Here is a 26,711-nt window from a genome sequence, read left to right on the forward strand (position 1 = left end):
AGGCTCTGCAAGCATTCAAGCTCGTATTTCGCATGGATGGCGGGCTGAACTTTTCGCACCCATCACGCCACCTACAGCATTGCAACCCGCAGCCATTTCGTGGCATTGCAGGCTCGTTAATTTCTAACTTAAGGCCAGGAGCCCGGTCACCTAATAATCAAGGAGCTATGAATGGCGATGTCGCGTCGTGATCGCTGCTAAGTAGCACGACATATTTAGTGAGGATGAAATGGCCTACGAAGTAGGCTATGATAATAACAGTCGGGTCGATCAAATTATTGCGCTGAAAAACGGCCCTATTATTTTTTCTATATTGAAAAATGCTCATAGCTGCATTCCTCGCCACAGTCATCGGCATTTCTGATGGCGACACGCTCACCGTTCTGAACGAGGATAAGCAGCAGGTCAAGATCAGGCTGGCCGAAATAGACGCGCCAGAAAACGGGCAGCCATTCGGCACCAAATCCAAACAATCGCTCTCTGATTTATGCTTTGGTAAACAGGCGAAAGTCACGCCACGCGCAAAAGATCAACTTGGCCGAACCGTGGCTCGTGTCAGTTGCGATGGTGTTGATGCAAACTTGGAGCAAGTCAGTCGCGGCATGGCGTGGGTCTATCGTAAGTACGCCAAGGATCATAATCTCTTTATTTTTGAGCACGAAGCAAAGCGCCAAAAGCGCGGATTATGGGCCGACAAATCGCCTACTCCACCCTGGCAATGGAAAAAATCGGCGCGCTACGCTGGCGCTTGTTTGATTCATTATGTTTGACTTGAAAAAAGCTTGAGCAACTTTTATTCATGCGGTATCTGAGCCATATTCGACCTCCCCGTCCCATTTAGATGTTCCAGCAAATTCCAAGAAGTTCCAAAGCCCGTTACATGCGGGCTTTTTCGTATTTCAACCTATTACTAGCACTCCCAATCCAGCGACAAGCACAAGAATATATGAACCCCAAAATACTAAAAAGGCGTTCATCGCGCCACCTCCTTGGCAGGTCAGATACGTCATTATTCTTTTCTTTCTGCTTATTAATTCTGTGCGAAAATCCGCATAGAAAACAGGTCTGTAGGATATTGCCCGGGAGTGCTTTTACCGGGCTTTTTATTTTTTATCTTTGGCTTTTTCCCATTCGTGCGCACTCTTTTTTTGCCGAAGCTCAGTTCTCTGGCGCCCCAATTTCGTTCCAATTAAACCTCCCATCACAAAGGCGATCACCGCCCCTAAAATCCATTCCATAGATCCTCCTATATATTGAGTTGGGCTAGGTTTAAAGTGGATTTCTAGCTCGATATACAATTTATCTGATATTTCGTTGATTCGTGAGAGTGGTGAGGATGTTCGCAGCAGAATTGCGGGAATACCAAGTCATGGGCTTCTCTCTCTGAATTAACCTCGAATGCGTACTTTGCAATCTGGCCATCAAAATGGACTACATCGCCAGCCAGAATCACCTCTGGTACTACTATGAAAAAGAATGTGTTCATCGTGATCTTCTAATTTAATTAGGCATTAACTTTAAAGGTTACGCCGAATAAATAAAAATAGTAGAAAAGAATGATGAGATGACCTGCACGAAGTTTTTTCATATCCCAAAAATAGAAAATTCAGAAATGAGCCCTGCAGATCGACCAAAGGTTCCTGTCTTTAAGGGTGAAGGCGAAAACCCATACGCTGAGTTTGGATAATTTACTTTCCTTAATATGCAACTCAACAGAATTAGTATCCGATAGTCGAGCGATTGAGTGAGGCGAGGTATCGTTCAAAGATTAAAAAGAGACTATATTTGGTCTTTATATGATCTGAAAAGAGGCGTCATGCGCTACTCAACCCAAGTTAAACCGATTAGTTACCTGAAGGCCAATGCGGCAGAGGTATTGCTACAATTGGCCGAGCAACGTGAACCGCTGGTCATTACACAGAACGGCGAGGCGAAGGCGGTAATCCAGGATGTGGCTTCCTATGAGGAAACGCTGGCGCTGCTTAAGATTCTTGCGCTTGGCAATCAGGAGATTGAAGCAGGAAAAATCACGCTGGTTAACGATGTGGTCGCTCGGCTGCGCGCCAGGCAAGCCGGACGCTGATGCGGTTGAGGTGCTGTTCACCGAGGGGGCGGAACGCGATCTCGAAGCGATTTACGACTACGTCGCAGACTTCGACTCTCCCGCTAGCGCGGGTCATGTGCTGGATAAATTGCTCGAAATCGTCGAAACGCTGATGACTTTTCCGGAACGCGGCAGCCACCCCAGGGAATTACTGGTACTGGGTATCCGTGACTATCGCCAGACCTTCTTCAAACCTTACCGGCGATCTATCGTGTCGTTGAGCAACGCGTTTACGTCTACCTGATCGCGGACGGTCGGAGGGACATACAGTCGCTGCTGGCTCGCCGGCTACTGGGAGCCTCATGGCTCACTCCCCTTTCCGTGATACCTGGTGTTCCGCCGCCATCCGGCCTCGCACTTGATCTGTTCAGCGCAAGAGCGAGTCAGATAGCGGGTGTCGGTTTCTTTTTAGGTTTCTTTGCTTCTTTGGTTTTCCTTTGCTGACCTTTTGCCATGATGCTCTCCTTGCATTGATGTTCGCATAGTAATAAATGCAACCACCCAATAATTAGCGGTTCCTGCTTGGATCGTTATTAATTTTTGCCGCCATAGACCGCAGTTTCCAAGTCCAAGCTGGGGCCATTTTATACTTATTTGGTGTTGCTGCCAGTCGAATATTGACCATCTGTGCCGTTTGAGAATGGGTCAGGTATGAATAACTACGCCACTCTTTCACGAAATCTCCCTACAAAACAGAATCCTGCGCAATCATCACGCGAATTTATGAAACATCCGGGCTAATACATAGAATCGGCGTGCCGGAATCAAAGGCGCTGAATTTATAACACCTGGCTGAACTGCTCGCGCAGGTTCTTCACGGCACTGGGCTCGCCGCGAACCCGAAAGAAGGCGCCCTCATTGTCTGAGTACTCCTCCAGCACCTGACAGCTTGCGTAGATTTCCCCACGCAGTTGCTGTGCCGACCAAGGAAGAAAAAGCTCGGCCTCTACCAGATCCCGCTGGAAAAACGCGACGATTGTCTGGCGGAGTTTCGCGACTTCGTCAGGGCGGCGTGCACTCATCACGACGCAATCCGGGTACTGTGTTCGCAAGGCCGCTTCGCGTTCAGCTTGCGCTGTTGCATCGCCGACGTGGTCGATCTTGTTGAAGACGCGGATGCGCGGTATGACATTCGCACCGATCTCCTCAAGCACTCCATCGGTGACCTCAAGCTGGCGCTCAAACCCGGGGTCGCTTGCATCGATGATGTGGAGCAGCAGGGATGCATCAAGCGCTTCTTCTAGCGTTGACTTGAACGAGGCGACGAGTCCGTGTGGCAAATTCTTTATGAAGCCAACGGTGTCACTGACGAGCACACGCGGCACGCTCTCGGGGTGGAGGGCACGCACGGTGGTATCAAGCGTAGCGAAGAGTTTATTCGCGACCAGCACCTCGCTTCCCGTGAGCGCCCGCATCAAGGTGGACTTGCCGGCGTTTGTATAGCCGACGAGCGCCACGCCAGCGAACCCCTGGCGCTCTTGCCGCCGCGCACGCTGCGTCTTGCGCTCGACATCCATCGCGACGATTTCCTGTTGAAGTTCGGCGATGCGGTCACGGATCTTGCGTCGATCCAATTCAGTGTGCGACTCGCCGCCTCCCCGGCCACCGACGCCGCTGCGCTGCCGTCCTTGCGGCCCCGCAAGCTTCGCCGCCTCGCGCAGGCGCGGTGCCATGTACCCGAGGCGCGCGATCTCCACCTGGGCACGCGCAGCGCGAGAGCGGGCGTTGCGATGAAAAATTTCGAGGATGACCATAGTGCGGTCCATTACTTCGCAGCCGGCCTCCTTTTCAAGGTTGCGCGCCTGTGATGGCGAGATCTCGTGGTCGACCAGGATGGCATCGATATCCCAACTATGAGGGTTAGCGACTATTTCCTCGAACTCGGTGGGTTCATTGTTCATGAAGCTGCGTATTTCCTGCAGCTTGCCGGCGCCAAAGTATGCCGTTGTATCGAAGCTCGAGCGTTTCTGCACGAATGTGCGAACAACCTCATACCCCAGTGTTTTTGCGAGTTCGCGCAGCTCGTTCAGCGACGCCTCGAACTCGCTATCACTCACGCTCGGCAGTTGTACGGCCGCCACGACGGCATACCTGGATTTCTCTTCAACTTCTCTTTGCATTGGGAGATTGCATATCTTGAGTGGGCGAATCCAGATAGTACCTGCAAATGTAATAGCCGACGGCGCTAGGTACGGAATATACAACCATGCTTGTTGCTGCCGGTTGAAAATTAATAAACGCCCACCACCCTAAATGGCTATTACTGCCGGCCGGATATTGATCATCTGTGCCGGTTGAGAAAACTCTCGAATATTAGATCAGAACAATATTCGGTAACTGTAATTCGGTTTATATGTTTCTAGTAGTTTGACTTGGCGTTCCAGATTAGGGCTTATCAAGATCAATTAAAACGGGTTTCCCCATGCATGTATCTGGGTTCAATGGTCAAATCACCCAAGAGTGCAGCTGGAATCAAATTTAACAAAATAAATTCAAGAGAAATCCCGCAATGCCGTAAATACTTAAAGGGACAATTGAGTAACCCGAAACACAATCGAAAACTACTAATGGAGAGTGAAATGGCAACGATTACCGTAATGTATTACGATAGCTATAGCCAAGCGGAAGAGGACATGATCAGGTCGGAGAGACCTGCTACTCTTGAGACCATTATTAACCGAGTTAAGGGGACTCCAGTACCCGAGACAGCGCTCCGAGTTGATGATGCTTGGTTAGATCAAGATGGATTTCTTAAACAGGCTTACCTCTACCGGAAGGTCGATGCGAGGATAGGGGCCACTCTTGATATATAGCTCAGCAATGGAACGCATTCGCCGTCAAGAAAAAATCCGCCTGAGAAAGATGATCCGCTTTCAAAAGAGAATCGAAGGTAGGAAAGCGCCCGAAGGCTGGGTGTAGAGCCCGAAGCTCATCAACGTCATGGGCTGAACGACGCGAAGTCCGTGCTGCAAGCACCAGCGGAACAGTTCGCCATTGCGCGTGGGCAGGAGAAACCCCGGCCCCGCGAAGGCCTCCGCAGCCCCGATGAGGGCCTTGAGGTCTTCATTGCTCTTGCCCACGGCATGCCCAAGGAACCCGATTAATGTGGCGTAACCAGTGATGCGACCGGCGTGTTCAACGATGGTGGCGGTGCCTTGCTGGATTGCTTGACGTAGCTCTTGACCCCGATCATGACCGTGGACGTTTTGACAGAGACGATTGCAAGCGTTCTCATCCTCGGCTTGCGCGGAACGGACGGTGTAGCCGGGAATATCGAGTCGCAGCGCTGGTCCCTGCAGGTTTGCCAGTGGCTCCCGTACGTCGAACCCCAGTTTTGCATAAAGGGCCAGCGAGCGGTTATGATAGGCGGCCTGCACCAGGCGCACCCCGGCGAACCGTTTCTGCCGGGCACGCGCCAATACGTCCTCCATCAGGCGTCGGCCGAGGGCGCTGTTTTGGACGTCCGGGGCGATCGTCAGTGGACCGATACCCGCGATGGCCGCATCTTCCCACAGGAAATTGCTGCCCACGATCCGCCCCTCACTCTCGGCTACCACCGAGTACACGTCAGGGCGTGACAACAGCGACGAAAAGAGGCTACACGCCACCTCGGACGAAGGAAAATCCGGAGGGAAATTATGTTGCCCGGAAATCGTCTTGAATGCTTCGTAGCAGATCAGCCCGCCTGCCTCCGCATCTGCGAGGCGGCCAGCTCGTAAATTGAAATGCATGTTTACTCCATTCGAATAATTGTTTGGCGGCAAACCGGATCGCAGCGATGATGCTCAGTCATTTCTCGCGATGACCTGAAGAGAGAGCCCGATATGAATAGGGTGTACAAAGGGTCGGTGCGTATGTACCACATGATTGCGGAAGAAAATACCCGGGTAGATCTGCTTCCATTACACATCACCCATTCGAATTTCTCAACGGATGTGGTAGCATTCGCTACAGTGAAGTTTGGCCAATGCGGAGCCTAGGCTCAAGCTTCTCATTTCCGCCACATTCCTTGGAAATTCCGGGTCCATATTCCGGGTCGTTAGCTCAGTTGGTAGAGCAGCGGACTCTTAATCCGTAGGTCGAGCGTTCGAGCCGCTCACGACCCACCAATAAACAAGCGGTTATCCTATTTATTTTCTTTAGGGTAGCTGCTTTTGTTTTTGTGTAAGTGCTGATGCAAGTGAATTGGTTACATACTCTAGATATTACCCGTTAATTAATGGGAGTTCTTCATTACCTTCCGAGTTCCATCTCGCTATGAGCCTCCTCCCCGCTACTCCTTCGATCCGGCGATAAACGCCCCTGATCCCCCGCTTCCAAAAATTTTCAATTTCGAAAAAGCCTACCTCTAAATCCGTACGCTCGACTATAAGGCAACGCGCAATCGGTATATGCTTAAAACGCCTCCCTTGTATCCGCAAGTGCCCATGCCTCTGCAACTACCTCCTACGATGAGCGTCGCTACACCGCATCAGTCGAAGCCTATTACCACGGTAAACAATTCACGCACTAGGTCAGGCAACCTTAGATAGCTCATTCTCGAAGCCTCCCCTCAGGATCTCAGCTAAGTATCATCGGTCTGATTACGCAAAAGGTTCATCTCATCTGTACGTTATCGAACAGACTCCCATGTCACCCCAATCTCACACTGATACACGACCACTAGTTGGCCGTTTCCCGTTAATTAGAGTGTCAGGAGTAGCACTGACCAGTTCGGTTTTCAAATGAGGGAGATACATGAAAACTTGTAAAGTCGGATTATGCGCGTTCGCAATATCCTGGCTGATCCTCGGGGTAAGTCATGTTTGGGCGGATGACGGCGCTGCATCGGCTTCTACGTATCTGCCGGATACGGGGGTTAAACAGCTCCGCCCTCAACGCGTGCCTCAACCAGAAACGGACGTCAAACGTCTCTTCCCCGAAAGCTTTCCGATTTCTATACGAGGCTGGGTGAGCGGAGGTTATACGTTCAATGGCTCAACCCCTGGTTCCCACTTTAATGGCCCCTATAACGAGGTAGACCGGGATAGGCCGGTACTGAACCAGCTCTACTTCATTGCCGAAAAAAAATTGGGCGATAAAGAGGGGATCAATTTGGGTGGCAGAGTTGACGTCCTGTTCGGTAACGATTTCTTTCTGGCACAAAGCAATGGACTCGAACGCACTCAGGCCGCCTTCCCAAAATGGAACCATCAACGACATGGTTTGGCGCTTCCGCAAATGTATGCCGAAATCGGCAACAATAAATTTTCAATTAAGGCTGGGCACTTCTACACCATAATCGGTTACGAGGGTGTACCTGCTCCGTCCAATTTCTTTTATTCGAAGTCCTATTCGTATCAGTTTGCCGGTCCATTCACGCACTGGGGGGGGCTTGCTACTGCGAGTATTACCCCGCAGCTCACTTTTCAAGCGGGAGTCGTGAACGGCTGGGACGCATTGGACCGGCAGCAGGACAAGCCATCATTAATTTCCGGAGTGAAGTATGCAACACCGAACAAATTCTTCACGGGTTCGCTGGCAGTTATTACGGGAGAAGAGCGCACGACGATTCCAGGAGTATTTGGTAACCGGACAAGATATAGCGCACTCATTACACTACGTCCTATGGAGAAGCTTGAGTACACCTTCCACCAGCACTTCTCGTCCCAGGCGAACGGGGATCCGAATGGAGGTGCTGCCACATGGTACGGCGTGGATCAGTACCTCTTTTATGCTCTACACAAAACTGTCAAAGCTGGCTTACGCTTTGAGTGGTTTCGCGATCATGACGGTACACGCGTAAGTGGCGCGCCAGGCAGGGGAAATCCTAACTTCGGCCGGTTTGCAGGTGACTTCTTTTCTGTGACGGGTGGCGTGAACTACACTCCGCACCCGAATATCACCTTTCGTCCTGAAGTGCGCTATGACTGGTCTACGGGGGAAGGCAGGCCCTATAATGACGGCAAGAGCAATAGTCAAATCCTGGTCGGCATCAACGCTTACGTGCAGTTCTAGTGACCTGCCCCTTTCATTAGTTTCGTAATTGGCCGGTATGTGCCATAAGCAGACGATGGTATCGTTTTGTCTAATGTTTGGTTATTGGGAAGCAATGGAAGTCTTGCCAACTCAGGTGCTTGTTTTGGAACATTAGACAAATGGATTCAAACTGTCCGTGCCGTAGGATGCGGTTCACTGCATCCTATGGGGCAGATCAGATTCAGTTGTTCAGTGTTTCGCGATTTCTTCATATGAACCTCCAGGCAAATTCTGCCAGAAAGTTCTATTTTCTGGTTGTCTCTCAAAGGGGAAAGCTCACGCTTTGACTATACGTTCTCCCTAACCTATATTTAATCCAGTGAAAAGAGGTCTTTATTTTTTCCATACACTGCGCCAAACAGATCAGTAGACGTCAAACAGATCTTATATCAAGGAGCAAAAACATGAATAGAAAAGCTAGTTTTCAAGTTGTCGTATCTAACTTAGCCATAGCAACGGCATTGTTGATAGCACCTTTGACGAGCTACGCAATCGAACAGGGTGAGCAACGTCGCGAAGCGCGAGACGTAAAGCAGGACGCCCGTCAGGGGGCAAGAGAGACCAAAGCTGAATGTCGTGCGGGAGAGGAAAAGACCCGGGCGGAATGTCGGCAGGACAAGCGAGACACCAAGCAGGATGCCCGCAAGGAAGGTCGTGATATCAAGTATTAGCTGTAGTAGTTTCGATTTAATCTGACAGTAGGGCCATGCCAAAGGCGTACCGCGTAAGTTGGCATGGCCCTAGTGGACTGGAGGAATAGAAGCGTTTCTAAATCCAAGATCGCTTCCAAACCTGTCCCGCAAGCCTTGCTCGCGTCCATTGCCAACATCTTTCGATATGAAATCGTCAGCACATATTATTGGCGCCGGAGGTATTGGCATTGCATCAGCGGCATGTCTTATCCGTGCTGGATGGGACGTAATCATGGTCGAGTCAAACCCAAGGAAGATCGCCGCTTCAGCGACGCCCAGCGCGAGGCGTGCCACCCTATATCGCCAGTCAGCACGCGGAAGGCTGGATTTCGGTAGGTCTTTGGTTCGACATACCGGCTACCGCAGTTCATATCAGAAAGAAAGTGGTTGTCTCGCCGAATGGCATAGATGATCCGATGACGATCAATGCCTCGATACTGGCAGACCTGTCGCTGCTCGGGGCCCGGGAGCAGGGTATTATGGGCACCCCTTCTAGGGGCATGAACGTGGCCTTTGCGGATCTTGATATTTGTTGTCATTGCGAGGAACGCAGCAACTTGGCAATCTCAACTTCGATGGTATATTCAAACCCGATCAGATTCCTCTACTTGATTATTCGATAACACGGTTTATATTCTTTAGTCGGCAGCTTCATGCGTTGTTGCGCAACAAATGACGCGAGCAAACCATCCAGGGCGTCCGTAATACTTTTTTCCCCGCGTATTTCAAAGAGCCCATGTTCCTCAATTGAGCGAATGCCCTCATCTTTCACGTTACCCGAGACAATACCTGAAAATGCCCGGCGCAAATGCGCCGCCAATAAATGCACTTCTTGATTTTTATGCAATTCAAGGTGGCGCATATTATCGTGAGTCGGCGTAAACGGACGTTGAAACTCATGTTCAATCTTGAGCACCCAGTTAAAGTAATACGCGTCACTCAGATCCTTTCGGAACTGCTTCACTTTTTCAATGCCAGCCACTGCTTCGCGCGCAACTAATACGGGATCATCAATAATAATTTGATAACGCTGTTGGGCACTGTTACCCAGTGTCGCGCCAATGAACGCGTCGATACCTTTGAAATAATCGGCGGAATCTTTTGGTCCGGTAAGAATCACCGGATAGGGCAGATCATTATTATCAGGATGCAATAATAAACCCAGGATGAACAATATTTCTTCCGCTGTTCCCACGCCACCGGGAAACACTACAATCGCATGACCAGTACGCACAAACGCTTCCAGACGCTTTTCTATATCTGGCATGATGACCAAGTCATTCACGATAGGATTGGGCGACTCCGCCGCAATAATGCCTGGCTCGGTAATGCCGAGATATTGTCCCATCGCAATGCGTTGCTTCGCATGGCCGATGGTAGCGCCTTTCATGGGGCCTTTCATCGCACCGGGACCACACCCCGTGCAGATGTCCAAGCCACGTAGCCCCAATTGATAACCAACTTCTTTTGAATAATCGTATTCTTGTCGGCTGATCGAATGTCCGCCCCAACACACCACCAAGCGCGGATTTGTCATGGGCCGTAAAATATTTGCATTGCGCAATATGTGAAATACGGCGTTGGTCACGCCATCTGACGTATTGATATCGTAGTGCGGGTTATCGGTGATTTCATCACTGATATAAACCACATCGCGCAACACCGCAAACAGATGTTCATTAATGCCACGAATAATCTTGCCATCGACAAACGCGCTTGCAGGCGCTTTATTTACCGCGAGTTTTATACCGCGCTGTTGTTGTACAACACGTATTTCAAATGATTCATACCGCTCGAGCAGTTCCTTGCCATCATCCATGTGGTTGCCGCAATTCAGCACAGCCAAACAGCAATTGCGAAACACGTTGTATAAACCACCCTGACTTTTATCAAGTAATTTATTGACTTCGTATTTTGATAAGACATCCAGACGGCCAGCGGGCGTTATGCGAGCATCTACCAATTCTTCCGCTTTGTTCATCGTCATGTTTCCAGTGGCTGATTGAGTGAGTTTTTATACGATCCACATTTCAGGGTATTCATTTATTATGTAATTTTCGTGAACGTTTTTCTATGAATGCGTGGATTTTGGGGCAATGTAGCAGTTACATTTTTGCGGAGCCGATCAGGGTTAACAGTCCGGCTCTTTATTGAGCGATCTATTGAGACTTTTGCATCCTTTCCAATTCCAGCGATAGTCTTGGTAGCTTGGCAACAAGATTGCCATGAGCGCGCGTAAGTATACGTCACCAGTAGATTGATTTCAGTACCCCAAAATTACATGGCCGTTTATGTAGCCATGCACCCACTTCCCGATTAGTGGGAACTCATCCATCGTGCGGTAGCGCTAGAACCTGCGGTCAGTGACCGACCATTTCAGCACCCTCGGGTGCCACAACTAGCTTCCGCACTTCCGCAGCTGGCTCATTATTGGGTTGTTCGATCGGGTGACGAATATTACCTTGGGCTTGCCCCTGCAAAACTTGCTGCGTGTTGCCATAGCATACTTCTTGGCAGATAATGAATCTGACATGGGAATGTGAAATCCTCTGCGTCTCACTATTGCTATATGCCGATCTCAAGCCTGTCCCCCGCTGATCTGCGCCTGACTATCGATCCCGATTCGCTTGAATTCTCCGATAGTTCGGAATTGCTGCAGTATCCGTTGCCGTGGATCGGGCAGGAGCGTGCGGAAATGGCTGCCCGCTTTGGTCTCGGGATGGATCAGTCCGACTATAACCTGTTCGTGCTGGGGGAGGTCGGCAGCGGCCGCTCTTCGCTGCTGCACCAAACGATGGTCGCAGCTGCCGCAAACAGGGCAACGCCACCCGACTTATGCTATCTGCACAACTTTGATGCGCCGGAAAGGCCCCTGGCCCTGCGCCTGCCGGCGGGGCAGGGACGCCTGCTGCGTCAACTTCTGGCGCGGCTGATAAAATCCCTGCTGATGGAAATTCCGCAACGTCTGGACGGGCAGGATTTCAAAGTGGAGAGTGAGCGCATTAGAAAAGCCTACAAAGCGGAAGAAGCCAAGGCCTACACTGAACTCACTGCCTTCGCCGAGCTTCACAATTTCACTATACACCGGGAGGCTGGGCACATAGTTTTTACCCTGCTCGGGGAGAAGGGCCGCATTCTCACCGAGGATGAGATGCTTACCCTGCCAAAGGCGCACCGGGTTGAGATAGAGCAGGCCGAGCAGGAGTTGCACGCCGAAATTACCCGTTATTTCGAGAAAATCCGGCCGATGGAGCGGGTCATGAACGAAGCTCTAGCGGTGCTACAGCGTCAGGTAGTGAAACCGCTGCTGGAGAACGAGTTGCAGGAAATCCGTGTCGGATTGAAAAAACAGATCAAGGATTCCGTCAAGCTCGGTTCTTACCTGGAACAAGTCATGCAGGACGTGCTCGGCAATCTGGAACTGTTCAAGGTTTCCGATACCGATGAGGAGAGCCGTCAAGAAGAGTTGGAGCGAGTGATGTCCCGCTATCGGATTAACCTGGTAGTGGACAATGACGGCCTCAGCGGTGCACCGGTAATCGTCGAGGACAACCCATTATTCCGCTCACTGTTCGGCAGCATCGAATACCAGTCGGAGAACGACGTGCTGGCGACTGATTTTACCCGCATCCGCGCGGGCAGCTTACTTAAGGCGCACGGCGGTTTCCTGATGTTGCATCTGCGTGACCTGCTGGCCGATGCCCTGGTGTGGGAGAAATTGCGTCGTTTGCTGCGCAGCGACCGCCTGCAGATCGAAGAACCAGGCACGGCTTTTACCCCGATCACGGCTGTTTCACTCGTACCTGAGGCGGTGGATGTAAAAGTCAAGATCGTCCTGATCGGTTCACGCCAGGAATACTATGACTTGCAGGAGGCAGATCCGGAGTTTGCATGTCGCTTTCGCGTCAAGGTAGACTTTGCCGAAAGTTTTTTAGCCAGCGCCGAAACCCATCGTGCCTCGGCTATCTTCGTTGCCCACACCTGCCGGGAGCTGGGGTTGCCGCATTTTTCCGCCGCCGCCGTTGCGCGTCTGCTGGAATATTCCCATCGTCAAGTGGATGATCAATTGCGCCAAAGCGCGATCTTCGCTCGCGCCGAGGCGCTGGTAATGGAAAGCGCAGCGCTGTGCCACGCGCATGCCGGTTACCTGGTTGAGGCAGCGGATGTCGAGGCGGCGCTGCGTGCGCGTATCTTGCGCCATGACTACCCTGAACAACGCCTGCAGGAATCCATCGCCGAAGGCGATATGCTGATCGCGCTGAATGGCGAGAAAGTAGGTCAGCTCAACAGTCTGACCCAGGTAGACCTGGGAGATTATCGCTTTGGCTTGCCGGTACGTGTCACGGCACGTACCTTCGCGGGTGAAGACGGCTTACTCAACATCGAGCGTGAGGTGGAGATGTCCGGGCCGATTCACGATAAGGGGGTATTCATTCTACAGAACTATCTGTCCGCTTTATTTGCCCACGTCGCACCGCTCGCGCTCAATGCTTCTATTGTGTTCGAACAGGAATATAACGGCATGGAGGGGGATTCTGCATCCTGTGCCGAACTTTATGTTCTGCTCTCATCCCTGTCGGCTTTGCCACTCAGACAGGGGATCGCCGTTACGGGTGCAGTCAATCAGCACGGTGAAGTGTTGCCGGTGGGCGGGATCAACGAAAAAATAGAGGGTTATTTTCGCGTCTGCGAAACAGCCGGACTGGATGGCAGTCACGGTGTGCTGATTCCAAACCGCAACCGTCGGCACTTGATGCTGGAGCACAAGATCGTGGAGGCGGTCGCCAAAAATTTATTCCATATCTATACCGCTGAGCATGTGAGTGAAGGCGTGCAGTTGCTCACCGGTTTCCCGACCGGCATAGCGGATGAGACAGGCAATTATCGGCATGACAGTATACTGGGCCGTGCCCAGCAGGCCTTGCTGGCTTATCGCCGCGCCTGCCAAGAATCACAACATCCGAAGGTAAAACGCAAACGCTTCTGATTGCGCCCGGTGAGATTTTCGCTGCCGCTGGCCAGCTCAGCGTACCCCGGTCCCTCAGGGTCGCGACGGCGTGCTCGCGGGGGATACCGAGGTTGCCCATCGCCTGCCGAGGGTTATAAATTCACCCCTTTCACCCTGCCTAAAATTCATACAGGCTGACAGGATTGCCGCCGTTTTCGCCTATAAGCGTTCTATCCGAAAATCAAGTAGCTTTTTTTGCTTGCGAGCGAATAAAAATTGATTTTCCTTGCAGCGGCGGGTTACGGCATTGCTTATTGAGCAGGCTGGGGAGCAACTCGCAGCCAGCCATCGGGGCAATTTCTGATGTAGGGATAGTAACCTTCCGGCTTGCGGCAGTAGTGCCAATAGTTGGTGGCCTGAGCCTGCGGCTCGACAGGCTGGGTTTGCATAATCTGTGGCTGCTGCGGCATATAAATTGGCGGAGCTGAAGGTACCGTAACAACCGGCGGATACCCATATCCGTATGGTGAAGCGCCATAGCCAGGTGCATACCCGTAAGGTGCATAGCCATAAGCAGGCGGGTATCCGTAATAAGGGGAGTAGTAGGGTACTCTGCCATAGTAACCCAAGCCATAGCCGCCCCATAGCCCCAACCCCAGTCCCCATCCAAACCCTCCTCCATGATGATGGTGACCCCACCCGCCAGCCCATACGGAGGTTGCAGGCAGGGCTCCGAACAGTATGAGCGCAAGGCACATTAATCTGATTTTTCTCATGTGAATCTCTATTCCGCAACCGCGATTTATATGAAATCTATCTATCCATACCCCGTTGACCGATGAGTTGGATCAGCCAGATATCAATCTCCACAGTCATGCTGATATAACGTATCAAACAGCGGATTGGTTGTCGTAAGGGACGGGATTACTCATATATTTTTTTGATTTACCCCGACTTTATTCTTTCCGGCAAATTTAGTAGCGATAGCGTTTCTGACATTCTGTAAATCGCCGAGCGACTGAAATTCCGCTATAAGGTCACCGGCTTCAAGTCTTTCGGGTAAAGCTCAAAGTCTTGGCCCGTAAAACCGGTCATGTGGGCCGACAATCAAATTTCCTCAGTTTTTTCTTTTTCTACCCTTGACGAAAGTAAGCCTGTTCAATTTCAGCCCGATTTAAGGAAAAAGCTCAGTAAAGGTTGCGTGGCGAAATTATTTTTTTAAATCTATGTAACCAGGTGACAACCAATCCTGCTATTGACGCGTTATATCAGCACAGCTACACAGAAAGTTATTTGCTGAATTGGTTTCTCTGCAGTTAAACGTAACCATAAGAATGGAGACTTGCATGAGAAAAATCAGATTAATGTGCCTTGCGCTCATACTGCTCGGAACCTTCCCTGCCAGTTCGGTTTGGGCGCGCGGAGGCCACGGTCATGGCCATCACCACCACGGTCATCACCATGGTCACCATCGCCACTATGGGGGAGGATATGGAGGATATGGATTAGCGCTCGGGATGGGATTATTGGGTTACGGCTTGGGCTCTTATGCAGGCAGAGCCCCATCTTATGGATATGCGCCTAATTACGGGTATGCACCAAATTATGGGTATGCGCCCGCCGTTGCAGTGCCGGCGGCGCCACCGGTTTATATCCAGCAACCCCAGATCATACAGGTTCAGCCTCAGCCTCAACTTCAGGCTCAGGCTCAGGCTCAGGCGTCCAATTATTGGCACTACTGCCGTAAACCGGAAGGATACTATCCCTACATCAAAAACTGTCCAGATGGCTGGCTGCAGGTCGCTCCCCAGCCAGCTCAATAGGCAAGCCACGCCATGATGTCAAAAATAATCAAGTTATCCGCTCTGCTGGCGATAGCTTCGCTGGCTGCGTGCGCGAGTATACCCACCGGCCCGAGCATGATGGCTTTGCCGGGGTCTGGCAGAAGCTTCGATGAGTTTCGTTACGACGATTATTATTGTAGACAATTCGCCTACGAACAAGTGGGAGGTATGACGCCGAACCGGGCCTTGATCACCAGCGGGGTCGGAAGCGCCGCTGTTGGCGCCGGGCTAGGTGCGGTAGCGGGCGTGGCTTTGGGCGGAGGGCGGGGCGCTGCGATTGGTGCCGGCACCGGTCTTTTGGCGGGAAGTTTGGCGGGAACAAACACTGCCAATGCATCTGGCTATGGCAGCCAGCAACGCTACGATACAGGCTATACCCAATGCATGTACGGCAAAGGTCATCGTGTTCCGGTATCCGGTCAGGTCAACAATTCCCCCATGAGTGGTTACAACGGGACTATGAGCGCTCCTTATCCATCTTATCCACCTGCGAGAGGTATGCAGGGAGGGGTATTGCCGCCGCCGCCTCCTCCTCCGGGTATACCACCGCCACCTCCACCCGGTAAAATTTTGAAGGGATACCAGCCTCTCAGGATGTAGGGGTGTACTTCAGTACAATAGTGATTGCTATTAAAGCCGGTAAGATGGAAAACTTCAGACAGAGTTTCTGCTGCCCTTACGCCGAGCCATAAATGGATACATTTTTCTAGACAAATAGACGTTTAATAACTGTAAAAGGAGATCGGAAATGCGTAAAGTCGGTTTAGCGGTATTGTTGGCTGGCATTGTCCTCGGTTATGGCAGCCCGGTGCTGGCGCAGCAAGGAAATGGTGCGGGCGGAGGCGGAGGCGGGGACGGGAAACGGGGTGGAACGGCTTTTGATCACCGGAGCCAGCAAGGAAGCGAAAACTCGAATGCCCAATGGTCTACCGGAGCAACTAAAGGTAAAGAACGCGCGGATCTGAGAAATCAAGATGGTGATGGGCGTGGTCATGGTAAGGATCAAGGGGGAGTTGGCGGCAACGACAAGGATCGCGGCGGCAAGGCTCGCGGCCACGACAAGGAGCATGGTGGCAAGGCTCGCGGCCATGACAAGGAACATGGTGGCAAGGCTGGTGGCCATGGTAAGGGTAAAAAAGCAGACTAAAAGTAGTCGGGTCGCGATTCCAGCCAGCTCTGGAGTAATGGCCAAATACCAGAGAAGGAAAGTTTTTCTCAGAAGGAGAATGTAGATGTCGAATGAACCCCTTAACCCCTGGAAGCTCGCGACGATTGGAATACTATTGGTGGGTGCAACCGCAGCCGCTACAATGCTCTTTGTAGGGCGAGATTCCAAGACTGAGGCACCTGATCCCCAAACGGCACAAGTCAGTGAGGCTCCTGTAGCCGAGGCGGGCAAGGCCGCGCCTCCCGTCGAGCGGCAACGGGCTCCCCATGCGCCAAATCCCCCGCAGGTAGCATATCCTCCGCAGGGAGCATATCCTCCGCAGGCGGCAAATCCCGCGTACCCTTCACAATCTGTCGTGGAGGCATGCAACCGGTATGCGAGTGAAGAAGTAAATAGCAAAACCGAAGAAGTACTCAAGAACGCTGCACTGGGTGCTGCTATTGGAGCGGCTGTGGGTGCAGCCGGCGGTGCCATTGCGGGCGGAGGAAAAGGTGCGGGGAAAGGAGCCGCTATTGGCGGTGTAACCGGCGCGGCGGGGGGAAGTCTCTATGGGCTCAACGAGACTAAGTCTCACGATGCGCAATACCAGGCTGCTTATGCTTCTTGCATGCGCACGAAGGGCTACTGATTTAGGAGGCTAAGCCTTATCCGCAAAGCGTGGATCTTGGATCATGGCGAATCCTGTTGAGATCCTATTGAAGTCTTATTGACAGCGGAAGAGGCTGGATTCAGTGCCGCTCACATGATTGGGATCACATGTCGTAGCGGCACCGCACCCGTGATGAAACATCTGCCCTTGGAGCAGGCTTCGTGGGCCGCCGTTTCTGGATAAGCCGGTAAGTATTATTCCATCACCGCCGGTAATTGCGTGGCGAGCAAATTCTTTTCCTTGGTTACCGTACCCAGCAGCGCATAGCCCAGCAGTTTGCCTTCCGCACTCTGAAATAATGCTTTCACGCCGCTTTCGCTTTCCTCTATCAGCCATTCGCCTTGCGCATTGGGGTCGGGAGGTGAGACTACGGTTGCGCAGGCCGGGGTTTTAACCACCACGGGCATGGCGGGGTATCGTACCAGAGTTGGAGTCCGGGCAAGCGTTGCCGCAAGGCCACGGGCGGCATGCATGATCGGCATAACGAAGGGCAGTACCCTGCCCTCCACCTCGGCGCAGTCACCGAGCGCATAGATATCCGAATACCGGGTTTGTAGCGAACGGCTCACCGCAACGCCGCGATTTACCTTGATGCCGGCGGCTTCCGCCAGGGCAGTGCGCGGACGTAATCCTATGGCGGAGAGCAAGACATCCGTTTGTATGATTTCGCCATTGTCGAGAGTCAAGCGCAAGCTTTCGTGAATTCGTTCCACGCGCTGTGTTGCAGCACCCATATGGAAAACTATGCCAATCGCCTCCAGCCTGTGTTGCAGAAAGGCGCCGCCAGCCTGTGGTAGAAGCCGTCCCAGAGGACGTGCGCTGATATCTATTACACGTACCCGATAACCGGCCACAGCCAGATCATTGGCAAATTCACAGCCGATCAGTCCCGCACCCAGAATGGTCACATCCTTTTTGCCCTGTAGCGCAGTGCACAGCTGGTGGTAGTCGTCGAGATCATTGACTGACAAAATTGCGTCAACTCCGTCTCCCTCCAGCGGCAGACGGACCGGATCAGCACCCAGGGCCAGAATGAGTTGACTGTAAGGAAGCTTTTCTCCGTCTCGCAAGGTCACGTTTTTACCGGAAGGATCAATGGCCGTTACGCGACTATGCGAACGAATCGTCATCTTCAATTGCTCGGCCATTTTTTCCGCGTTGGCATTGAGTATGGATAGCGGCGTTTTACCGGTAGCCAAGGCGTTTGACAGCATAGGCTTCGAGTAGAATCCGCCATGATCCGCGGAAATAATCTGGATGGATGTTTCGGCGTCCAGTTTGCGAAATTCCCGAGCCACGGTATATCCCGCAAGCCCGCTGCCGATGATGACTACCGGTTGCCGGCTCAACCTTTCACCATTTCAAAGTGAGTACCTATTATGTTCCGGATGAAGTTCATGTCCGGACTGACAATCGTTTCGTCATAGATGAGGTTATATATATCGTACTGAGATTCGGTCATTCCAGGTTCCTTGCGAATAGCGAATGATAAATTATTTTCAACCTGATTTTGATGTTTCCAAAGGTTTATGCGGCATACTTTTGAGGTATGGTAGCTGTATTAGTCAGCTGGACACCGGTAAAGTTTACTAACGTAACCCAGATGCATGAGAAAATCCGGAAATCAGGATAACGAGCCGGAATGCGCTAGCCGACAAGGCATTTAGCGTATTGATGAGTACAAATATGATGAATATTGGTTTTATCGGTCTTGGCATCATGGGCAAGCCTATGGCCGGACACCTTATCAATGGCGGCCACGCATTGTTTCTGTATTCGCGTAGCGGCGTGCCGCAAGAATTGCTCGAGCAAGGGGGCAAGGCTTGTTTCTCGCCTGAAGAAGTGGCACAGAACGCCGGCATCATTATCACCATGCTACCCGATACCCCGGATGTTGAAAGCGTACTATTCGGTGAAAATGGCGTGGCGCAGGGATTGACGCCAGGCAAGACGGTGGTGGACATGAGCTCCATCTCTCCCATTGAGACCAAGGTATTCGCCGCCAGGATCAACCAGCTCGGTTGCGATTATGTGGATGCTCCCGTGTCGGGGGGTGATGTAGGCGCGAAGAATGCCACGCTGACCATTATGGCGGGGGCCACGGAAGCCGTATTTGGAAAAGTGAAACCTGTTCTTGAGTTAATGGGTAAAAGCGTCACTTTAATTGGTGATAATGGCGCCGGTCAGACTTGCAAGATTGCCAATCAGATCATCGTTGCGCTCACTATCGAGGCCGTGGGTGAGGCGTTGTTGTTTGCATCCAAGGCCGGCGTCGACCCTGCCAGGGTGCGTCAAGCTCTCATGGGCGGATTCGCCGCGTCACGTGTCCTGGAGATTCACGGCGAACGCATGATCAAGCGTACATTCGATCCGGGATTTCGCATTGAACTGCATCAAAAGGATTTGAATCTCGCGCTAACGGGTGCGCGCACACTGGGGGTGAGTCTACCCAATACCGCCGCCACGCAAGAGTTATTCAACGCATGTATCGCGCATGGCGGCGCAAAGTGGGACAGTTCGGCCGTGGTACAGGTGTTGGAAAAATTGGCGAATCATGAGATCTAATACGGGCCTCATGAACCAGGTTCAGTAAACATATATCAAACTGTTGAGCTATGAATTCCCTTCAATTGGCCGCCAAGTTGCGTACTTTCCTTCCGTCTGGAGCGGTGCTCCATGAGACCGAAGACTTGAGGCCTTATGAATGCGATGGTTTGTCGGCGTACCGGCAAACGCCCATGATCGTCGTGTTGCCGCAAACGGAAGGCGAAGTGATCGAAGTCCTCAAGGTCTGTCATGCCGCGAAAACCCCGGTCGTGGCACGTGGTGCAGGCACTGGTTTGTCCGGTGGTGCGCTGCCCCACGCAGAGGGCGTGCTGCTCTCGCTCGCCAAGCTGAAACGCATACTTGAGGTTAATCCGGTGGCGCGCATTGCCCGGGTGCAACCAGGCGTGCGTAATCTTGCCATTAGCGAAGCGGCAGCACCCTATGGCCTGTATTATGCTCCCGATCCTTCTTCGCAGATCGCCTGCTCCATCGGAGGCAATGTGGCAGAAAATTCGGGAGGTGTGCACTGTCTGAAGTATGGGCTCACGGTACACAATATCCTTAAATTGCGGGTGGTAACCATTGCAGGCGAGATTCTGGAAATCGGCGGTGAGAGCCTGGATTCACCAGGCTATGACTTGTTGGCGCTGATGACCGGCAGTGAAGGCATGCTGGGTGTCGTTACCGAAGTCACCGTAAAACTCCTGCCCAGACCGGAAAAAGCGCAAGTTGTCATGGTGGCCTTTGACGACATCCGTAAAGCGGCGGATGCGGTGGCGAACGTGATTGGCGCGGGCATCATTCCAGCCGGCATGGAAATGATGGATAAAATTACCACGCGCGCAGTAGAGGAGTATGTCCATGCCGGCTACAATCTTGATGCGGCCGCGATCCTGCTGTGCGAGTCCGACGGTACGGTGGAGGAAGTTGTGGAGGAGATCCGTCGCATTGACGAGATCATGAACGAGAGCGGCGCAACCGAAATCAGAACCTCTCGTGATGAAGCGGAGCGGCTCAAGTTCTGGGCCGGGCGTAAGGCGGCTTTTCCAGCCGCGGGTCGCGTTTCACCTGATTATTACTGCATGGACGGGACTATCCCACGCAACAAACTCGCGCAGGTATTGAGTGGAATTGAAGCACTCTCCGCTGAATACGGGCTGCGTTGCATGAATGTCTTCCACGCGGGAGATGGCAATCTGCACCCGTTGATTCTTTACGATGCCAACAAGTCTGGCGAACTGGAAATGACTGAGGAGTTTGGTGCGAAAATACTTCAAATGTGTATTCAGGCCGGCGGAACCATTACCGGTGAGCATGGAGTTGGCATCGAAAAAATCAATCAGATGTGCTCCCAATTCAAGACCGGGGAACTTGAGATGTTTCACGCGGTAAAGGCGGCGTTCGATCCGGAGGGACTGCTGAATCCCGGAAAAGCCGTTCCGACTCTACGCCGCTGTGCTGAACATGGCGCGATGCATGTACATCGGGGCGAAGAAAAATTTCCGGAGTTGCCAAGGTTTTGAACGACAGACTGATCCGCATTCTTTGTCTATGCAAGATATCGTAGACCAATTTGCCGGCATTATCCGTGCCGCTGCCGAAGATAAAGCGCCGTTATGCATACGCGGCGGAGGCAGCAAGGATTTCTACGGTAATCACATCCCGGGGCGGAATAACGGCGTTCTTGACGCTAGCGCTTACGCCGGAATCGTGGATTATGAGCGGACCGAACTGGTGCTGACTGCCCGCGCCGGCACTCGTTTGGCCGATCTCGAAACCGAGTTGCGCAAGCATGGTCAAATGATGGCGTTCGAGCCACCGCATTTTGAGCCTGCCGCCACACTTGGTGGTTGTATCGCCACCGGCCTGTCTGGCCCACGCCGGGCATCCGCCGGGGCGGTACGCGACTTTGTGCTGGGTGTGCGCATGCTTGACGGCAGAGGAGATGACCTGCGTTTTGGCGGGCAGGTAATGAAGAATGTCGCGGGCTATGATGTCTCGCGTTTGATGACAGGTTCGATGGGAACGTTGGGTCTGTTGCTGGAAATCTCACTCAAAGTACTGCCGCTGCCGGCAATGGAGACCACGCTGCGTATACCGATGGTGGAAGCCGAGGCTATTGAAAGGATGAATCTGTGGGCCGGTAAGCCTCTACCCGTTTCCGCCACCTGTTTTTGCGACGGCGAGCTGTTTGTAAGGCTCTCTGGCGCCGAGCCTGCGGTGCGTGCAGCGCATGCGAAGTTGGGTGGCGATGAAATCGATGACGGAGGGGTTTTTTGGGAATCGGTACGCGAACAGTCGCATTCATTTTTTCAATCGGGGAAATCGCTCTGGCGCTTATCCATAAAATCGACAGCCCCGCCGCTGCCTTTGCCGGGTAAGCAATTGATGGAATGGGGAGGCGCGCTACGTTGGTGGGCAGATGAAACGGGAGTCGATGCCGGTGTTGCACGCGGAATCGCGAAGGCTGCGGGCGGCCACGCTACGCTGTTCCGCAGCCACGAATCATGCGCTGACGTATTTCATCCGCTTGAACCGGCGATGTTGGCTATTCACCAGCGTATAAAGGAGAAGTTCGATCCGATGGGGATACTCAATCCTGGCCGGATGTATCCTCAATACTAAATAAATGCAAACCAACCTAGCCGATTTCATTAAAGATTCTCCCGAGGGGCAAGAAGCTGACGCCATACTGCGGACCTGTGTGCATTGTGGTTTCTGCCTCGCCACCTGTCCGACCTATCAGTTGCTGGGCGATGAGCTGGATAGCCCGCGCGGCCGTATTTACCTGATGAAACAGATGCTGGAAGGCGAGCCGGTTACGCAAAAAACCCAGTTGCATCTTGACCGTTGCCTTACTTGCCGTGCTTGCGAGACAGCTTGCCCATCCGGCGTGCGTTATGGGCGGCTGGTGGATATCGGTCGTGGCATCGTTGAAAAAAAAGTGGGACGTGGTGCGGCGGCTGGTGCCATGCGATACGCACTGCGCCAGACCTTACCTAATTCCAAGTTGTTTTCATCGTTATTGAGGCTGGGACGAGGCATCCGTCCGTTGCTTCCAGGCAGCCTGAAGGATTCGATACCGCCGGAAGCGAAAGAAATGCAGCTTGCGGGAGCATGGCCCCCTGCTCGGCATACACGCAGGATGCTGGTACTCGAAGGCTGTGTGCAGCCGGCGCTGGCCCCCAATATCAACGCGGCTACCGCACGGGTACTGGACAAGCTGGGCATATCCCTGATCAAAGCGGAAAATGCGGGGTGCTGTGGGGCGGTTTCGTACCATCTCAATGCCCAGCAGGAGGGATTGGATTACATGCGCCGCAATGTAGATGCCTGGTGGCCGTACGTGGGAAACGAAATGGAAATTAATGCCAGGCAAGAAAGGGGAGGAGTCGAAGCGATCGTCATGACTGCCAGTGGTTGCGGCGTAACGGTGAAGGAATATGGTCATTTATTGCGTCATGATCCGGCCTATGCGGAAAAAGCGGCACGTATTTCAGAATTATGTAAAGATATCAGCGAAATACTCGAAGCCGAGACCCAAGTATTGGCTAATTCTATCAATAGTTTGCCGGTTAACCCAAGGGAATCAAAACTTGCTTTTCATTCTCCCTGTACGTTGCAACACGGCATGCAGATTCGCGGCGTAGTCGAGAGGATTCTGATTGCCGCAGGTTTCGAATTGACGGTTGTGCCGGACGCCCATCTTTGCTGCGGATCGGCCGGGACCTACTCCATTCTGCAACCGGAGCTATCGCAACAGTTATTGAAAAATAAGATAACGGCACTGGAATCGGGTAGTCCCACTTGCATTGCTACCGCCAACATAGGTTGCCTCATGCACGTCCGAGGCGGTACATCATTACCAGTCAGTCACTGGATCGAGTTGCTGGACGAAAGATTCGTTAAAAGCGCGCATGCCTGAATTTTCCAATGAGTCATAGAATGAAGTTGCGCGCGAATTCGTGAGCCGGCTTATCGAGTCAATGAGAAAGGGCATTGCATATAAATTTTCCTGTTGCTCCCTCGTAAACTTCGTGTCCGGCAGGACTTCATCGCGGAGTTTGCTTTTTCCCCTCAGGCTAACTCTATATAATCAGACTTATTTTTCCTTGGCCCTGTTTCCTGGGGACTACTCATGAGCTTCGTCAACAAGCCAATGGCGAAAAAGCCGAGCTCCAATCCCCTGCCGTCCAGAATCGTCAGGCTGTTGCGTGAATCGTGCGGACTTGCCTTACTGGGGGTGGCGCTTTATCTGGTGCTGATATTTTATGGCTATGATCGCGCCGATCCTGGCTGGTCGCATAGCGGCGACGGCTCTCCACATAACCCTGGAGGTGTTGCGGGCGCTTGGCTGGCGGATTTACTTCTCTATTTGCTTGGTGCTTCCGCCTGGTGGTGGGTGTTGTTTTTCCTTTATCTGGTGGCATGGAGCTATCATCGCATCGACGCCGTGGGGATATTTGATCGCCGCCCGTTATTTGTTTCAGCCGCAGGTTTCGTGGTATTGCTGGCCGCCAGCAGCGGGTTTGAAGCACTACGGTTATATACACTTAAAATAATGCTGCCGCAGGCTCCGGGAGGCGTGCTGGGTCAGCTGATCAACGGGAATTTGTCGCAAATGCTGGGTTTTACCGGCGCCACTTTGGCATTGCTGATATTGATGGCGATCGGATTCAGCTTGTTTACCGGCCTGTCGTGGGTACGCTTTGCCGAGAAACTGGGGGCGATAATTGAGGGCACTTGGCTGTTTGCCGGACGCCGCTGGGAGGACTGGCAAGATCGGCGCGCAGGCTTGGTTTCGGCAATCAAACGCGACGAATTAGTTGAGGTCGGTAAGAAGCGTTTCCATGAAAATCCGCCTTTGCATATCGAACCCCCCGCCACCATCATTCTTAAGTCGTCGCGTGTTATCAAAGAGAAACAGACGCCGTTGTTCGTGGATTTACCCGATTCACCCTTGCCACCGCTGCATCTGCTGGATGAGCCGGCCAAGGATGTGGAAATGCTGTCGACAGATACGCTTGAATTCACGTCTCGTCTGATCGAACGCAAGCTGATCGATTTTGGGGTCGAGGTCAAAGTAGTGGCGGCCTATCCCGGTCCGGTCATTACCCGTTATGAGATCGAACCGGCGGTGGGCGTTAAAGGTAATCAGATTCTCAATCTGGTGAAAGATCTGGCCCGCTCCCTGTCGGTGGTGAGTATACGCGTGGTCGAGACTATTCCCGGCAAGACCAGTATGGGTCTGGAAATTCCCAACCCCAAACGGCAGGTGGTGCGCTTGTCGGAAATCCTCAGTTCGCAGGCGTATTCCGACATGGGGTCGCCATTGACTATCGCATTAGGCAAGGATATCGGCGGTCATCCGGTGGTGGCTGACCTGGGCAGAATGCCGCACGTACTGGTTGCGGGAACGACAGGATCAGGTAAATCGGTGGCTATCAATGCCATGATCCTGAGCCTTATCTATAAGGCTACGCCTGAGCAGGTACGCCTGATTCTGGTGGATCCGAAGATGCTTGAGCTGTCTGTGTACGAAGGCATCCCCCATCTGCTGGCGCCTGTGGTGACCGATATGCGGCAAGCGGCGAGCGCGTTGCGCTGGTGCGTGGCGGAGATGGAGCGCCGCTACAAGCTGATGTCATCGCTGGGCGTGCGTAATCTCGGCGGTTACAATCAAAAAATCCGCGATGCGATCAAGAACGATAAGCCGCTTGTCAATCCGTTCAGTCTGACACCCGATACGCCGGACCTGCTGGAAGAGATGCCATTGATTGTAGTGGTCATAGACGAACTGGCGGACTTGATGATGGTGGTGGGCAAGAAAGTCGAGGAATTGATCGCAAGACTTGCCCAGAAAGCCCGTGCCGCGGGTGTGCATTTGCTGCTCGCCACGCAACGGCCCTCGGTGGATGTGATCACTGGCCTGATCAAGGCCAATATCCCGACGCGGGTAGCATTTCAGGTATCGAGTAAGGTGGATTCACGCACCATACTCGATCAGATGGGGGCGGAGGCGCTGTTGGGGCAGGGGGATATGCTTTATCTACCTCCTGGCAGCGGTTACCCGCAGCGGGTGCATGGCGCTTTTGTCGCCGATCAGGAAGTGCACCGTGTGGTGGAATATATCAAGGAACATGGCGAGCCGCGCTATGTGGAGGGTGTGCTTAATTCAATTGAAGAAGAAAGCGGCGGCGGCAATGCAGGAGAAAATAACGGCATGGTGGGACCGGACAGCGGCGAAGCCGATCCGCTCTATGATGAGGCCGTTGCCATGGTACTCAAGACGCGCCGCGCCTCAATCTCGCTGGTGCAACGACACTTGCGCATTGGTTATAACCGGGCCGCGCGTCTAATTGAGGAGATGGAACGCGCTGGTCTCGTTTCGGCCATGCAAACCAACGGTAATCGGGAGGTGCTGGTTCCTGCGCGGAATGAGTAAATCTACCGCTATGCAGGATTTGGGGTGACACGGATAAGTCGCTATGCGACTTTGTCACATGTTGGTTGTCTGTGATGCCGATCCAGTCATTTCTTAACACCTGACTGTGATGCACAAATGATACCGCCCCGCTCCCCGGTCTTGCAGGAGCAGGGCGGCTGCCCAATCAGGGTCTATCCGCCGGGCCTGGCCGAATCCGGTCTTACGGGACGATCCGGTTGTTGAGGATGACTTTGCTCTGTCCGTTCCAGATGACGTCGGTCAGGTTGGAGTAGCGGGTGATGATCTGTGCCGCA

Annotated in this window: 22 protein-coding genes, 1 tRNA gene and 1 pseudogene; 17 read left to right on the top strand and 7 right to left on the bottom strand. The window is 52.6% G+C overall.

Going from position 1 to position 26,711, the window contains the following annotated elements:
• Nucleotides 1-320 precede the first annotated feature (320 nt).
• Nucleotides 321-770 carry a thermonuclease family protein gene (locus BLO43_RS10255; RefSeq protein WP_090906988.1) on the top strand — a complete coding sequence of 150 codons (450 nt, stop codon included), beginning with the start codon at nucleotides 321-323 and terminating at the stop codon, nucleotides 768-770.
• Between the two features lie 333 nt (nucleotides 771-1,103).
• Here the strand turns inward: BLO43_RS10255 and BLO43_RS17165 are convergent, their stop codons facing one another.
• Nucleotides 1,104-1,238, bottom strand: coding sequence for a hypothetical protein (locus BLO43_RS17165; protein ID WP_302847691.1), 135 nt, complete (start codon nucleotides 1,236-1,238; stop codon nucleotides 1,104-1,106).
• A gap of 578 nt (nucleotides 1,239-1,816) precedes the next feature.
• Between BLO43_RS17165 and BLO43_RS10260 the strand changes: the two genes are divergently transcribed.
• Complete coding sequence (locus BLO43_RS10260) at nucleotides 1,817-2,083, top strand: type II toxin-antitoxin system Phd/YefM family antitoxin (protein WP_090906989.1); 267 nt, start codon at nucleotides 1,817-1,819, stop codon at nucleotides 2,081-2,083.
• On the top strand, nucleotides 2,013-2,348 hold the full coding sequence (locus tag BLO43_RS17075; protein WP_254773424.1) for a type II toxin-antitoxin system RelE/ParE family toxin: 336 nt from the start codon (nucleotides 2,013-2,015) through the stop codon (nucleotides 2,346-2,348). Before BLO43_RS10260 ends, BLO43_RS17075 begins: the two co-directional genes overlap by 71 nt.
• A 535-nt stretch (nucleotides 2,349-2,883) precedes the next feature.
• On the opposite strand, the gene hflX is transcribed toward BLO43_RS17075, so the two are convergent.
• Complete coding sequence (gene hflX, locus BLO43_RS10270; protein WP_090906990.1) at nucleotides 2,884-4,224, bottom strand: GTPase HflX; 1,341 nt, start codon at nucleotides 4,222-4,224, stop codon at nucleotides 2,884-2,886.
• 753 nt (nucleotides 4,225-4,977) lie between these two features.
• Nucleotides 4,978-5,835, bottom strand: a complete 858-nt coding sequence (locus tag BLO43_RS10280; protein ID WP_090906992.1) for a GNAT family N-acetyltransferase — start codon at nucleotides 5,833-5,835, stop codon at nucleotides 4,978-4,980.
• Between the two features lie 302 nt (nucleotides 5,836-6,137).
• Here BLO43_RS10280 and BLO43_RS10285 point away from each other — a divergent pair.
• From BLO43_RS10285 to BLO43_RS10300, 4 genes are all read left to right on the top strand, one after another.
• Nucleotides 6,138-6,213: transfer RNA gene (locus BLO43_RS10285), tRNA-Lys, on the top strand.
• A 628-nt stretch (nucleotides 6,214-6,841) separates the two neighbouring features.
• Nucleotides 6,842-8,101 (top strand): outer membrane beta-barrel protein, encoded by a 1,260-nt coding sequence (locus BLO43_RS10290; RefSeq protein WP_090906993.1) that lies wholly within the window; start codon nucleotides 6,842-6,844, stop codon nucleotides 8,099-8,101.
• 497 nt (nucleotides 8,102-8,598) lie between these two features.
• On the top strand, nucleotides 8,599-8,793 hold the full coding sequence (locus BLO43_RS10295) for a hypothetical protein (RefSeq protein ID WP_217628060.1): 195 nt from the start codon (nucleotides 8,599-8,601) through the stop codon (nucleotides 8,791-8,793).
• 308 nt (nucleotides 8,794-9,101) lie between these two features.
• Entirely contained in the window at nucleotides 9,102-9,437 is a 336-nt protein-coding gene (locus BLO43_RS10300; RefSeq protein WP_090906995.1) for a hypothetical protein, read from the top strand.
• Here BLO43_RS10300 and ppnN read toward each other — a convergent pair.
• Nucleotides 9,419-10,795, bottom strand: coding sequence for a nucleotide 5'-monophosphate nucleosidase PpnN (gene ppnN, locus BLO43_RS10305; RefSeq protein ID WP_090906996.1), 1,377 nt, complete (start codon nucleotides 10,793-10,795; stop codon nucleotides 9,419-9,421). The genes BLO43_RS10300 and ppnN overlap by 19 nt on opposite strands.
• A gap of 588 nt (nucleotides 10,796-11,383) precedes the next feature.
• On the opposite strand from ppnN, the gene BLO43_RS10310 reads away from it, so the two are divergent.
• On the top strand, nucleotides 11,384-13,801 hold the full coding sequence (locus BLO43_RS10310; RefSeq protein ID WP_090906997.1) for a Lon protease family protein: 2,418 nt from the start codon (nucleotides 11,384-11,386) through the stop codon (nucleotides 13,799-13,801).
• A 272-nt stretch (nucleotides 13,802-14,073) separates the two neighbouring features.
• Here the strand turns inward: BLO43_RS10310 and BLO43_RS10315 are convergent, their stop codons facing one another.
• Nucleotides 14,074-14,538, bottom strand: a complete 465-nt coding sequence (locus BLO43_RS10315; protein ID WP_090906998.1) for a hypothetical protein — start codon at nucleotides 14,536-14,538, stop codon at nucleotides 14,074-14,076.
• 570 nt (nucleotides 14,539-15,108) lie between these two features.
• On the opposite strand from BLO43_RS10315, the gene BLO43_RS10320 reads away from it, so the two are divergent.
• The 4 genes from BLO43_RS10320 to BLO43_RS10335 all read left to right on the top strand — a co-directional run bounded on the left by BLO43_RS10320 (nucleotide 15,109) and on the right by BLO43_RS10335 (nucleotide 17,402).
• Nucleotides 15,109-15,585: a hypothetical protein gene (locus BLO43_RS10320; RefSeq protein WP_090906999.1), complete on the top strand. Its 477-nt coding sequence runs from the start codon at nucleotides 15,109-15,111 to the stop codon at nucleotides 15,583-15,585.
• Nucleotides 15,586-15,597: 12 nt separating this feature from the next.
• A complete protein-coding gene (locus BLO43_RS10325) occupies nucleotides 15,598-16,206 on the top strand; it encodes a glycine zipper family protein (protein ID WP_090907000.1) in 609 nt (202 codons plus the stop codon).
• A gap of 148 nt (nucleotides 16,207-16,354) precedes the next feature.
• A complete protein-coding gene (locus tag BLO43_RS10330) occupies nucleotides 16,355-16,753 on the top strand; it encodes a hypothetical protein (RefSeq protein WP_090907001.1) in 399 nt (132 codons plus the stop codon).
• An 85-nt stretch (nucleotides 16,754-16,838) separates the two neighbouring features.
• A complete protein-coding gene (locus BLO43_RS10335; protein ID WP_090907002.1) occupies nucleotides 16,839-17,402 on the top strand; it encodes a hypothetical protein in 564 nt (187 codons plus the stop codon).
• A 215-nt stretch (nucleotides 17,403-17,617) separates the two neighbouring features.
• Here BLO43_RS10335 and BLO43_RS10340 read toward each other — a convergent pair whose 3' ends face one another.
• The gene (locus BLO43_RS10340; RefSeq protein WP_090907003.1) at nucleotides 17,618-18,772 is read right to left on the bottom strand and encodes an NAD(P)/FAD-dependent oxidoreductase; all 1,155 of its coding nucleotides are present in this window, start codon (nucleotides 18,770-18,772) and stop codon (nucleotides 17,618-17,620) included.
• Nucleotides 18,773-19,109: 337 nt separating this feature from the next.
• On the opposite strand from BLO43_RS10340, the gene BLO43_RS10345 reads away from it, so the two are divergent.
• From BLO43_RS10345 to BLO43_RS10365, 5 genes are all read left to right on the top strand, one after another.
• Nucleotides 19,110-19,988, top strand: coding sequence for a 2-hydroxy-3-oxopropionate reductase (locus BLO43_RS10345; RefSeq protein ID WP_090907020.1), 879 nt, complete (start codon nucleotides 19,110-19,112; stop codon nucleotides 19,986-19,988).
• A gap of 50 nt (nucleotides 19,989-20,038) precedes the next feature.
• Nucleotides 20,039-21,493, top strand: coding sequence for an FAD-linked oxidase C-terminal domain-containing protein (locus tag BLO43_RS10350; protein ID WP_090907004.1), 1,455 nt, complete (start codon nucleotides 20,039-20,041; stop codon nucleotides 21,491-21,493).
• Nucleotides 21,494-21,521: 28 nt separating this feature from the next.
• Entirely contained in the window at nucleotides 21,522-22,595 is a 1,074-nt protein-coding gene (glcE, locus tag BLO43_RS10355; RefSeq protein ID WP_090907005.1) for a glycolate oxidase subunit GlcE, read from the top strand.
• Between the two features lie 4 nt (nucleotides 22,596-22,599).
• Nucleotides 22,600-23,895 (top strand): glycolate oxidase subunit GlcF, encoded by a 1,296-nt coding sequence (gene glcF / locus BLO43_RS10360; RefSeq protein ID WP_090907006.1) that lies wholly within the window; start codon nucleotides 22,600-22,602, stop codon nucleotides 23,893-23,895.
• Nucleotides 23,896-24,108: 213 nt separating this feature from the next.
• Nucleotides 24,109-26,415, top strand: coding sequence for a DNA translocase FtsK (locus tag BLO43_RS10365; RefSeq protein ID WP_090907007.1), 2,307 nt, complete (start codon nucleotides 24,109-24,111; stop codon nucleotides 26,413-26,415).
• A gap of 202 nt (nucleotides 26,416-26,617) precedes the next feature.
• Here BLO43_RS10365 and BLO43_RS17260 read toward each other — a convergent pair.
• Nucleotides 26,618-26,711, bottom strand: a pseudogene (locus BLO43_RS17260) (methane monooxygenase/ammonia monooxygenase subunit C); the annotation flags it as partial.

Source organism: Nitrosospira sp. Nsp13 (genome assembly GCF_900101945.1).
In the GTDB taxonomy this organism is placed as follows: Bacteria; Pseudomonadota; Gammaproteobacteria; order Burkholderiales; family Nitrosomonadaceae; genus Nitrosospira; species Nitrosospira multiformis_D.